The organism is Streptomyces sp. NPDC015130 (assembly GCF_043080005.1).
Lineage (GTDB): Bacteria > Actinomycetota > Actinomycetes > Streptomycetales > Streptomycetaceae > Streptomyces.
The window spans coordinates 504,489-516,031 of the sequence record NZ_JBIBVC010000002.1; the positions used below are offsets into that span (position 1 = coordinate 504,489).

An 11,543-nucleotide genomic window follows, 5' to 3' on the forward strand; every position below is an offset into this window, starting at 1 on the left:
GTCAGGCGCTGCGCCGCGACTCCACGGTGGGGCGCTCGACCGCCGCGGGCTCGTCGTCGCAGACCGTCCGGGGGTCCTCCGTCAGGAGGGCTAAACCGTCCTTCACCGCGGCCGCGTCGGCCGGAACGGTGACGACGAGGCGGAAGGTGGTGCCCCCGGGCTCCACCCCGCTGCTCAGCCGGCCGCCCACGGCGGCGGCCCGGGCCGCCAGGTTGGTGAGTCCCGTCCCGGTGCTGTCGGAGGCGACGAGCCCCTTCAGCCCCACCCCGTCGTTGACGATCTCCAGCCGGAAGAAGCCCTTGCGCTCGGGGTCCTCGCTCGCCCTGACGCAGCAGTTCCGGGGCTGGCTGTGCCGGAGGACGTTGGTGACGCCCTCCCGCAGCACGGTCGCCAGGATCGTGTTCGCGATCGACGAGAGCCCTGTGCACTCCACCTCGATCTCGGCGGTGATGCCGGCCGCCTTCAGCACCGACCCGGCGGACTCGGCCTCGACGAGGAGCGACATGTCCCGGTAGCCGCGGGCCACTTCACGGACGTCGGCCAGGGCCTGCCGGGAGATGCCGAGGACCTCGGTGACCTCCTCGCAGGCGCGCTGCGGGTTGCTGACGATCAGCCGCTGGATCAGCTCGTTCTTCAGCGTGATGGAGGAGAGGCTGTAGCCGAGCAGGTCGTGCAGGTCCCGGGCGAACCGGAGCCGCTCCCTGGCGACGGCCATGCGGGCGAGCTCGCCGCGCGAGTCGTGGATGGCGGTGGCCAGCATCGCGAGCCGGGCCATGGAGTACAGGACGAGGCCGGTGAGGGCGGTCGAGACGCCCATGTAGGCGATGTCGACGGGCCGCAGCTGCTCGGTCGCCGAGATGGCCATGACGCCGGTGACGGTGAGTCCGTAGAACACCCAGCCCAGGACCGGCGACAGCCGGAGCAGGAACGATCCGGCAAGGAAGCCCGCCATGCCTCCCCAGTGCCATCCGAAGAAGGCGAACGGGACGAAGGTGACGAGGGCCTGGAGGATCAGCGACCAGGGGTGCAGCCGCTGCCTGAGGTGCGTGAGGTTCGGCGCGAAGTGCACGTACTGGAGGGCCGCGAGGACCGGCGGAATGGTGAGACAGGCGGCCAGCTCCGACCCTCCCGGCGCACGGTCCAGCACGTTGACCGCCTGCATCAGCAGATACCCGAGGAAGACCACCACGACCAGCACGTTCGCGATCCGGGGGGCGGGAGCCGCTGAACTGATGGCCGACAACTCCCTTTTACCGCCGGCGCGCTCTGTGGCACACGGCCGCAGCGCGGTGAGTCTCAGGCGAGAGGTGCCCTGTGCTGTCATCGGATCCAGCCCCCCCTGTCGGCCCCTCCCCCGGGGCCACCCATGGCCGGATCATAACCACATGGATCCGCTTCATGTCGCTCCGTGGCCGGATTCTGGGCGTCCGGATGTCCGTATGGCGGTCGGATCTCCCCGCAGAACCGATTTGTCACCGTGGTGAAAATCTCATGTCAGTGAGGGTGAGGCGATCACTTGTGGAGATGTCGCGAAGTTTCGTCTACTCCTATCGAGCCTCACCGGCCCTCACCAACCGCTGACATCACGGGAGTTGCCATGAACCAGTCTGTCGCCACGGCCCTTGAGATCGGCTCGATCGAGCAGGAGCTGGCCTTCGCCGAGCTCATGCTCCACACCTTCGTGGACCCGGCCTTCGCCGCCCGCTACGCCAGCGACCCGGACGCCGTCCTGAAGGAGTCCGGCATCGACCTCGACGAGGGCGCCACCGCCCCGGTCATCCCGGCGACCACCGGCCTCGGCGCCGTCACCGAGGAGTACGCCGCGATAGCCCCCGACGGCACCACCCTGCTCACCCTCTGCATCCGCGCCCTGCCCGCCGCGGCCCTGGCTCCGCTGCCCTCCGCCGGCCACTGAATCCGTACGTCCGACACGTAAGGGGAGGGGCACACGCATGCGCATGGGGTTCAAGGAACATCTGCGGGCCGAAGTGGTGCCCGGCGAAGCGACGTACGTCATCTCCGAACGGGGCATCACCGCCTTCGACGACGCGCGGGTCGCGGTCGTCGCACCGCTCCTCGACGGCACCAGGGACTTCCGGTCCCTCGTCGCCGACGCCTCTCCCCACTGCTCGCCCCGGGACGTGGCCCTGGCGGTCGGCCGTCTCAACGAGGCCGACCTCCTGACCCGCGATCCGGTCCCCGTGAACCCCACGGCGGCGGCGGCCGCCGCGTACTGGGAACTGGCCGGCGCGCCGGGCCCGTTATCCCTCTCGACCGTCCGGGTCCGGGCCGTCGGAGGCGCCGACGCACAGTCGGCCGAGCAGGCCTGCACCGCCTCGGGCCTGCTCCTCGCGGACAGCCGAAACGATGCGGACGCACCGGGCGGCCCGGCCGTGCTCCACGGCCCGGGCAGCCCGCACGACACGTACGGTCAGGAGGGCGGGGACGGCATCGGCGGCCGTGTCCCCGCCCAACTCACCCTCGTCGTCTGCGACAACTACCTCGACCCCGAGCTCGCCGAGGTCGACGCGGAGCAGCGCGCGGCCGGCACGCCCTGGCTGCTCGCGAAGCCGCACGGCACCACCCCCTGGATCGGCCCGCTGTTCCGGCCCGACGACGGCCCCTGCTGGCAGTGCCTGTCGCACCGGATCTCGGGCCACCGGGGCGCCGAGACCCATCTGAGCCGTGCCCTCGGCCGTCCGGTCGCGCATCCGCCGGCCGAGACGCCCGCGAGCCTCCTCCTCGGCAACCAGCTCGCCGTCGCCGAGTGCGTCAAGTGGCTGGGCGGGCACCGCCACCCCGGCCAGGACGGCGTCCTCACCTTCGACACCATCAGCCTCACGACCCGGGTCCACCCGCTGCGGGCCCGCCCGCAGTGCCCGGGGTGCGGCGACCCCGGCCTGGTGGCGCGCCGGGTCCTCGCCCCCGTCACCGTGGACTCCCGCCCCAAGGCCGATCTCACCGGCTCGGGCCACCGCTCCGCCACCGCCGAGCAGACCCTGCGCCGGTACGAGCACCTCATCAGCCCCGTCACCGGCGTCGTCAAGGCCGTGCAGCGCGACACCCGCGGCCCCGCCGGCCTCAACTCCTTCCGCGCCGGACACAACCACGCCCGGGGCCCGCGCGGACTGACCGGTCCCGCCTCCCAGCTGCGCAGCGAGAGCGGCGGCAAGGGCATGACCGAGCTCGACGCCCGGGTCGGCGCCCTGTGCGAGTCCCTGGAGCGGCACTCCGGGATGTACGAGGGCGACGAGCCGACCGTCCGGGCGAGCTGGCGCGAGGTCGCGGACCGGGCCGTCCACCCCGACGCCTGCCAGCTGTACGACCCCCGCCAGGGCATGGAGCCCTTCGACGGGGACGCGCCCGTCGACTGGACGCCGGTCTGGTCGGTGACCCGCGGCGAACACCGGCTGCTCCCCACCGCGCTGCTCTACTTCGACGCCCCCCGCACCCCCGGTCTCGGTAACGTCCGGGCCGACTCGAACGGCAACGCCGCCGGCAGCAGCCGGGAGGACGCGATCGTCCAGGGCTTCCTGGAGCTGGTCGAGCGGGACGCGGTCGCCCTCTGGTGGTACAACCGCACCCGGCACGCCGCCGTCGACCTCGACGCCTTCGACGAGCCGTGGATCGGCCGGATGCGGGAGCTGCACGCCTCGCTCGGCCGCGAGGTGTGGGTCCTCGACGTGACCGCCGACTTCGGCGTCCCGACCTTCGCCGCCGTCACCCGGCGTACCGACAAGTCCGCCGAGGACATCCTGTTCGGCTTCGGCGCGCACTTCGACCCGAAGGTCGCGCTCTGCCGCGCGCTCGCCGAGGCGAACCAGATGATGCCGTCCGTGGCCGAGGTCCGGGCCGACGGCAGCGGCTACGGCTGCCAGGACGAGCGGCTGCTGAGCTGGTGGCGGACGGCCACCACCGCGGCCCACCCCTACCTGCTGCCGGACCCCGCGGCCCCGCTGCGCGGCCCCGCCGACTTCGCGTACGCCCCGCGCGCCGACCTCCGCGACGACGTCGCCGCGATCGCGGCGGCGGTCCGGGAGCGGGGCATGGAGCTGCTCGTCCTCGACCAGACCCGCCCCGACGTCGGGCTGCCGGTGGTCAAGGTGATCGTGCCCGGCATGCGCCACTTCTGGGACCGCTTCGCGCCCGGCCGGCTCTTCGACGTGCCCGTCGCCCTCGGCAGGGCGGCCGCCCCGACCCCGTACGAAGAGCTGAACCCGGTCCCGCTCTTCCTCTGACGAGTAGGGCGTGTTGCGAAAGTCCCGCCTGCCCGACGGGCGGCCGGCGCTACTTTCGCAACACGCCCCACTCGTCAGTACCTCTTACGTTCGTGTGAACCCTCGATGACGACGGGGGCGGCCGTGGAGCGGCCGCCCCCGTCTTCGTACGAATCAGGCCGTCCCACCCCCGCGCGGCGATCGAAAATAGCCAGTACGCTCCATCCCCGTCGACAGAGTCGACTAGTCAACGGAGTCCACGGGGGGTGGAACGAAGTTTGATCAGGATCCTGATCGCCGAAGACATGCGCATGCTGCGCCGTGCTCTGGTGGAGCTGATTTCCCTGGAGCCCGACATCGAGGTCGTCGCCGAACTGGAGACCGGCAGCGAGATCGTGGCGCGCGTCGAGGAACTGAAGCCGGACGTGGCGATCCTCGACATCGAACTGCCCGGCGTCGACGGCATCGCGGCCGCCGAGGAGCTGCACCGGCGAGGGGCGGGGGCCCGGGTGCTGATCCTCACCAGCCTGGGCAGGCCCGGCAATCTCCGCCGGGCCCTGGACGCGCAGGTGCGCGGCTTCCTCCTGAAGGACGCGGAGCCCGGCCGGCTCGCCGAGGCGATCCGCGCCATCGCCAAGGGCGAGCGCGTCTTCGACCCTCAGCTGATGCTCGCGGCGCTCGGCGCCGCCGAGTCCCCGCTGACCCCGCGCGAGGCGGACGTCCTGCGGCTCGCGGCCGACGGCGACGACGTCGAGGAGATCGCCGGCGCGCTCTACCTCTCGTCCGGCACCGTCCGGAACTACCTCACCGCGGTCGTCTACAAACTGGGCGCCCGCAACCGCGTGGACGCCATCCGCATCGCGCAGTCCTCCGGCTGGCTCTGAGCCCCGGACACAGGACATGGACCCGGACCGTGAATCCGTCACGGTCCGGCCATGAACGCTTCATCCCTGGCTCGTTCCGCCCTCACTGGTCCCCCGTCACAGCCCCGTGCGACGGTGGGACCCACGACCAGGAGGAGGCACCGATGAAGATCGACATGCTGGGCCCGTTCTCCGCTGCCATCGCCGGCGTACCGATCGCCCCGAGCGCCCGGAAGCCCCGCAGGATCCTGGCGCTGCTCGCGCTCCACGCGGGGCAGGCCGTCCCGGTCTCCGCCGTCGTCGACGAGGTGTGGGGGGCCGCCGCCGCCCCCAAGGCGCACATGACGGTCCAGACGTACGTGCTCCAGCTCCGCAACTCCATCGGACAGGCCCTCAAGGACCCGCGCGCCGCCCGGGACGTCCTCGTGACCCGGCCGGGCAGCTACGCGCTCCTCGCCGGCGAGGACGCCGTGGACGTCCACACCTACGACCGGCTGTGCGCCCGGGGGCAGTCGGCCTTCGAGACCGGTGACGACGCCGCCGCGGCCGCCCTGTTCCGGGAGGCACTCGCCCTGTGGAAGGGGCGCGCCCTCGACGGCGTCCAGGACGGTCCCGCCCTCGGCCTGGAGGCGATGCGCCTGGAGCAGAGCCGTACCGACGTGCTGGAGCGGTGCCTGACCGCCGAGTTGCGGCTCGGCGCCGGGGAGCGGCTGCTGCCCGAGCTGTCCGCACTGGTCGAGGAGCACCCGCACCACGAGGCGCTGCACGGGCTCCTGATGACCGCGCTGGCACGCTCCGGCCGCGTCTCGGGCGCGCTCAGCGTGTACGAGTCGGTCACCGCCCGCCTCGACGAGCGCTTCGGGCTGCTCCCCTCGCCCGACCTGATGCGCCTCGGCGAGGAGTTGCGGCAGCTCGCCGGACAGGCCTCCCACCACGCCTGACGCCCCGGCTCGAGCGTCCCCCTAACGAGGCTGGATCGCCTGGGGGTCCCCTGGTCGGCAAGAGCGTGCGCGCAGAAGCGCACGGCGCGGCCGGAAGGGGAACCCATGCGTGTCCTGTTCACCGCACGGCACTCCGTTTCGCATTTGCTCGCCATGACGGCCGCCGCGCAGGCCTGCGCGGCCGCCGGCCACGAGGTCCGCACGGCCGGGCCGCCCGACGCCGCCCTGACCGCCGCGCTCCGCGGCACCTCTCCGCCCGCCCCCGGCTGGCGCCCCGACCTCGTGGTGTCGGCGGAGGACGGCGGCGAGGGGTCCGGCGGGCGGGTCGTGCGGTGGACGCCGCTCGACCACCTGAGCGCCGGCGGACCGGCGCCGGTCCGCATCGACCCCTGCCCGCCGGGGCTGCGCGGCGGGGCGGAGTCGGGCGCCGAGCCCGACGCCCTGTCCGTACGCCAGCCCACCAGCCACGCCGGACAGTTGCCGTACGAGCTGCGCGAGCCGCACCACCTGCTGCGGGTGTGTCTGCGGCCCGGCCCGGCCGGGGCCCCGCAGAGCTGGTCGCCCGAACGGCTACTCCTCGTCGCCCGGGCCGCCCTCGGCCTCGACGTCGAGGTGATCGTCCTCGTCCCCGCCGCCGAGCGGGCCCGGATCGCCGTCGCCCTGGGCACCCTGGGCGGGCCCGGCTCCCCGGTCAGGTTCGCGGAACCGGAGCTGCTCGGCCCGGTCCTGTCGACCTGTGTGGCCGTCGCCCACGAGGGCGGCCCCGACGTCACCCTGGAGGCCGCGGCCCACGGCGTCACGCAACTGGTCCTCGCCGACAGCCGCCCGGCGGGCGACCGCCTGGGCCGGATCGGCGCCGGACGCCGGCTCGTCACCGCCGAGAAGCCCGGGGAGACCGGGAGTTCCCTGCGGCTGCGCCGCCACCTCGCCGACCTCCTCTACGGCGGCCGGGCCCTGGCGACCGCCCAGCGCCTGCGCTCCGCCATCGCCGCCCTGCCCTCACCGGAGGCCTTCGCCGGCCGCCTGGAGGACCTGGCCGGCGGCTAGGGCTGGCCTGCCCGGCGGAACAGGGCCGGGTGCCGGAAAGCCCTCGGAGGCCTTCCGGCCCCGCCCCGTACACCTGCCGTCCGGCCCGGCCGCGTACACCTGGCGAGGAGCCCCGTCCGGCTTCCGCCGCACCGATCACCGATCCACCGACCGCGTATCCGTCGTATCCGTCCGTCCGAGGGGCCCCGCCCCGCCCCACTGGAGGCCACCGCCATGAGCGCTTCGACCCCGTTCCCGCTTCCGCCGCACACGGCGGACTCCACCGCCTCGCCGGTCCGCCCCCTGCGGATCCTGAACGGCAACCCCACCCCGGAGGAGGTCGCCGCCGTGACCGCCGCCCTGCTGGCGACGCTGCACCGCGAGCCGCCGCACGCGGCGAGCGGCGCCCGGTCCGACCGCGCGGCCCGCTGGAGCAGGTCGCACAGCTCGCAGGCGGCCGGTTCCTGGCGCTCGGTGCCCCGCGGCCGCTGACCGCGGCCCCCTGACACGTACGCGCCGTACGGGATGCCCTCACATCCCGTCCGGCGCGTACGCGTGTACGGCGCCCCTCGCCGGGGCCGCCCCGGCCTACCCGTCGTGTCACGTCCCGCGGGCTTCGGCGTGCGCCTTGGCGTACCGGAGCACGGTGGAGCTGTTCGTGCCGAGGGCGTGGCGCACCAGGGCCCGGGCGTCGGCGAGTGTCGCCGCCTCGCCGAGGGCCGGCCGGACACCGGCCGGGTCCAGGGTCACGGTGTGCCAGGCGGTGGCCGTGACCTCCTCCCCGTGCTGGACGACGGTCCAGCGCCCGGTGTGGCAGGCCATGAACGGCGGCACCGTCAGCTGCTTGTACACGAGCAGTCCGCGCTCGGGGAAGCTCACGCGGACGGCACGTGTGCTGTGGAGGGAGCCGTCGGGGCCGCGGGTGTCCATGTCGAGGACCTGGACGCCCCCTTCCTCTTCGGTGAGGCGGGTGACGGCGACGTGCGGAAGGCGCTCGGGCCACAGGTCGGCCCGGTCGAGGAAGGCGTACACGTCACGGGCGGATCCCCGGATCCGCCCGCCGTCGCTGAAGGTGAAGGTCAGCTCGTGTCCCCCACCGGCCGCGGCGGCGGCCTGCTCGGCGGTGGCGCGCAGGGCGTCGATCTCCGTCGCACCGGCGGCCCGGACGGCCTCGGCGACCCGCTCGGCCGTCCCGGGGCCGTCGTCCACCACGGAGTAGTCGTGCCGCAGGACCACCCGGCAGGCCCCGGCCGGACCGGCCTCCACCCGCCATGCGCCGCCCATCGCGGCCAGCGGCGCGGGAGGGACGTCCCGGCGAAAGGTGATCGTGCGCGCGGTCCGGTCCAGGGTCCGCCGGGACTCCCAGGAGCGGACCGCGCGGTCGACGAGGACCCAGCCGCGCAGGGTCTGCTCCGTGCCGTCGTCCCGGGTCACCTCGGCGTACACGGTGGAACCGGACACGTGGGGCCACCGGGTCACGTCCGCCATGAGGGCGAACACCGCCTCGGGCGGGGCGGCGACGACGGTCTCGTGCCGGACGACGTGGACGGCCGGGTCGTCTGTGGTGCTCAAGGAGGTCTTCCTTCCGGAGGCGAGAACCAGGGCCTGGGTCCTGCCGTCGAACTCCCGCCGTCCGCCCGGAGGGCAAGCGGGAGTGTGACGACAGGGCCTAGGGCGTGTTGCGAAAGTCCCGCCTGCCCGACGGGCGGCCGGCGCTGCTTTCGCAACACGCCCTAGGCGGCGTCCGCCCTCGCTGTCCGTCTCCGGTCCTGTCCCAGCGATGCGGAAGGGGCGGCGGAGCCCTCGGTGCCACCGGGGGCGACGGGCTCCAGGGGGGCGGGGGCGCGGTACCCGAGCCGGTGTCCTCCCTCCCGCAACTTCGCCGCCACGACGGCCAGTTGCCGGACGTCGAGCTGCGCACCCGCCTTTACGGGGGAGAGGGGTGCGACGACCGATCCGTTCCGGCTGACGGCCGGATGGCGGCGGGCGAGCATGGAGAGCCCCTGGCCGGGGCCGGCCTCCACGAGGAGGAAGGGGCCGGCGCCGACGGGCCCCGCACCGTCGAGGAGGTGGCTGAGCGCCGGGCCGAAGAGGACGGTCCTGGCAGGCTGCATGGCCCAGAACCCCGGGTCGCTGAGCTGCGGTTCGGCGAGCGGGCGCGCGGTGTAGCCGGAGACGACGACGGTCCGCGGCGCCCTGAAGGCGATCCGCTCGTACGCGGGCCGGGTGCTCGCGCAGGCCGCCTCGACGGAGGGGCTGTGGAAGCCGGTGGTGGCCTTGGCCCGCATCCAGGTCACGGACCCGGCGGTCAGGGCGTCGGTGACGGCGGACAGCTCGGGATCGGGTCCGGCGATCATCACCTGCGAGGGCGCGTTGACGGCGCCGACGACGACCTGCGAGGTGAGCCAGGGCGTGAGCATCGCGGGACTGGCGGCCACCGCGGCCATCCCGCCGCGCGGGGCGGTGGCGAGGGCCCGTACGCGGGCGTCGAGGGCGGCGACCGCGTCGGGCAGCCGCGTGATCCCGGCGAGGACGGCCGCCGCGTACTCGCCGGCGCTGTGCCCGACGAGCGCGACGGGCCGGACGCCCCAGGAGGCGAGGAGGGTGCCGTAGGCGACGTCGAGGGCGAAGAGCAGCGGCTGGGCACGGGTGACGTCGTCGATGTCGACGAGGGGCCGCTCGGCGAGCCAGTCGTCCCGAATCCGGCGCCCTTCGGCCCCCAGGAGCCCGAGGACCTCGTCGACGACCCGCGTGAACACGGCTTCGGTGCCGTAGAGCCCGTGGGCCATGCCGGGGTACTGGGATCCCTGTCCCGGCAGCATGAGGATGACGGGGGTGGGCGGCGGTGCGCCGATGGAGGCCATCGTGGGAACCCTCTCCTTCTTCACAGCGTCGACGACTGCTGCCTGGCGAGGGTCGCGCGGCGCGGTAGCGCACCGCTGGAGGGATTCTGAAGCGGATCGGCCGCTTCTGTCGGAGGTCGACACGACAGAGCCCCGTCCGGATCGGCCCCGGGCGGGGACGTCGTCGCTCCTGAGGTCAAACGGCCTGCTCGATGCGTTCGAAGATGTCCGTGTCCGTCTCCTGCTGCCAGGTCGGCAGGTCGGCCCAGTCGGCGACGTATCCGGGCTTGGGGTCCTCGAAATGCTTGAACATCTGGGCGGTCCAGCAGATCGCGACGAAGCGCCCCTTCTGCTCACGGGTGAGCCGGGCCGCATGCCCGTCGCTGGCCTTGATGAAGTCGCGCACCTGCCCGTACACGGCGGCGGCTTCACGCTCCCACTCCGGCGTCTCGTCCCACGGCGTGACGTAGCCGGGCTTGGGCTCGCCGGGGTAGTGCTTGTTCACACCGTCGATCCACGCCTCGCGGAAGATCCGGCCGTCATTCATGCGCGTGTCCCTCTCGTCATGCGGTGCGCGGAAGCGCCGCGATTCGGTGATCAAGAGTCGAGACTCGGTCATCGGCCATGAGCGGCGCAAGACGCCCCCGAAGCCCGTCCAGCTTCCTGCCGATGAATCCCGAATTCGCCCGGTCGGCCAGTCCGAGTGCTTGCTCCGCGTAGTGCACGACCTGGTCGACGTCCCGCCTGTGCGCCCCGAGCACGGCGAGGTCGCTCAGAACAGCGGCACGGCGGCGCAGGGACAGAGGCTGGGCAAGGGCCGTGATGAGCGCTTCCTCGGCGAGATCAGGGCGGCCCAGTTGGAGGTAGCAAGCTCCGCGCTCCTCTGCCAGGCGGGAGCCGTCGAAGCGGAGCCACGGCCCGCAGCGGTGTCGCGATCAGGGAGACGACGGCGGTCACGGCCCGCAGGCCCGCCTCCTCGTCGTCGGTCGTGTCGAGCAGCTCGGCCAGTTCGAGGACGGCGAACCCCTCGCCCTCGGGCACGTTGAGCAGACGGTCGCAGGTCGTGGCGAACTCGTCGACGCGGGAGAGGCTGGCCAGCGTCTCCTCGTACCGTGCGGCGGTCTCGGGCGAGAGCAGCGATCAGAAGGCGTGGAGGTACACCCGGGCCTGGCCGGCGTTCAGAGTCTCGATGTAGATGTCCACCCAGGCGACGTTGCGGCGCCGGTAGTCCTTGACGCACGGCGGGCACACGCCCGCCCAAAGCGAGCCCTTCAGCGTGCCTGGCTCAGGGAGGCCGAGGTGCCCAAAGAGTTCGGACGCCGGACTCACGCTGACGTTCCATGCGGTCGGCGGCTTCTCGGGGCGCAGGTCGGTGGCGATCTCGATCGCCGTGGCTCGGTCGGTACGGAAGGAGAGGATGTACACGTCCTCCTGCGGATTGGCCTGAACCGCGCCCTTCACCTCCGTCGCGCCCGCGGGAACCTCCACCTTCATGAAGTCGGCGGCCTCGCGCGCGCCTGCTCCCGGCTCCCAGTACGGGTAGGGGTCGCGCGTGGCCCGGTCTTGGGATCCGGTGGAACACGAGGTGAGGAGCAGAGCGGAGACGAGAGATCCGAGGAGGCCCTTCACGAAGACGGGGTTGATCCTCACCGG

11 protein-coding genes are annotated in these 11,543 nt (G+C 73.3%); 6 read left to right on the forward strand and 5 right to left on the reverse strand.

Annotated features, from left to right (window positions below; all coding sequences use genetic code 11):
• Position 1 precedes the first annotated feature (1 nt).
• The gene (locus ACF08F_RS05525) at positions 2-1,198 is read right to left on the reverse strand and encodes a sensor histidine kinase (RefSeq protein WP_392297176.1); all 1,197 of its coding nucleotides are present in this window, start codon (positions 1,196-1,198) and stop codon (positions 2-4) included.
• A gap of 399 nt (positions 1,199-1,597) precedes the next feature.
• Between ACF08F_RS05525 and ACF08F_RS05530 the strand changes: the two genes are divergently transcribed.
• The 6 genes from ACF08F_RS05530 (at position 1,598) to ACF08F_RS05555 (ending at position 7,539) form a co-directional block, all read left to right on the forward strand.
• Entirely contained in the window at positions 1,598-1,915 is a 318-nt protein-coding gene (locus tag ACF08F_RS05530) for a hypothetical protein (RefSeq protein ID WP_392297177.1), read from the forward strand.
• 37 nt (positions 1,916-1,952) lie between these two features.
• Positions 1,953-4,238 carry a TOMM precursor leader peptide-binding protein gene (locus ACF08F_RS05535; protein ID WP_392297178.1) on the forward strand — a complete coding sequence of 762 codons (2,286 nt, stop codon included), beginning with the start codon at positions 1,953-1,955 and terminating at the stop codon, positions 4,236-4,238.
• Between the two features lie 257 nt (positions 4,239-4,495).
• Positions 4,496-5,101, forward strand: coding sequence for a DNA-binding response regulator (locus tag ACF08F_RS05540; protein WP_392297179.1), 606 nt, complete (start codon positions 4,496-4,498; stop codon positions 5,099-5,101).
• Positions 5,102-5,244: 143 nt separating this feature from the next.
• The gene (locus ACF08F_RS05545; RefSeq protein ID WP_392297180.1) at positions 5,245-6,021 is read left to right on the forward strand and encodes a BTAD domain-containing putative transcriptional regulator; all 777 of its coding nucleotides are present in this window, start codon (positions 5,245-5,247) and stop codon (positions 6,019-6,021) included.
• 105 nt (positions 6,022-6,126) lie between these two features.
• The gene (locus ACF08F_RS05550; RefSeq protein ID WP_392297181.1) at positions 6,127-7,068 is read left to right on the forward strand and encodes a nucleotide disphospho-sugar-binding domain-containing protein; all 942 of its coding nucleotides are present in this window, start codon (positions 6,127-6,129) and stop codon (positions 7,066-7,068) included.
• A gap of 213 nt (positions 7,069-7,281) precedes the next feature.
• Positions 7,282-7,539, forward strand: a complete 258-nt coding sequence (locus tag ACF08F_RS05555) for an acyl-CoA carboxylase epsilon subunit (RefSeq protein ID WP_392297182.1) — start codon at positions 7,282-7,284, stop codon at positions 7,537-7,539.
• Between the two features lie 108 nt (positions 7,540-7,647).
• Here the strand turns inward: ACF08F_RS05555 and ACF08F_RS05560 are convergent, their stop codons facing one another.
• The 4 genes from ACF08F_RS05560 to ACF08F_RS05575 form a co-directional block, all read right to left on the reverse strand.
• A complete protein-coding gene (locus tag ACF08F_RS05560) occupies positions 7,648-8,619 on the reverse strand; it encodes an aromatase/cyclase (RefSeq protein ID WP_392297183.1) in 972 nt (323 codons plus the stop codon).
• A gap of 161 nt (positions 8,620-8,780) precedes the next feature.
• Entirely contained in the window at positions 8,781-9,911 is a 1,131-nt protein-coding gene (locus tag ACF08F_RS05565; RefSeq protein ID WP_392297184.1) for an acyltransferase domain-containing protein, read from the reverse strand.
• A gap of 175 nt (positions 9,912-10,086) precedes the next feature.
• Positions 10,087-10,437, reverse strand: coding sequence for a hypothetical protein (locus ACF08F_RS05570; RefSeq protein ID WP_392297185.1), 351 nt, complete (start codon positions 10,435-10,437; stop codon positions 10,087-10,089).
• A gap of 593 nt (positions 10,438-11,030) precedes the next feature.
• The gene (locus ACF08F_RS05575) at positions 11,031-11,540 is read right to left on the reverse strand and encodes a hypothetical protein (protein WP_392297186.1); all 510 of its coding nucleotides are present in this window, start codon (positions 11,538-11,540) and stop codon (positions 11,031-11,033) included.
• Positions 11,541-11,543 lie beyond the last annotated feature (3 nt).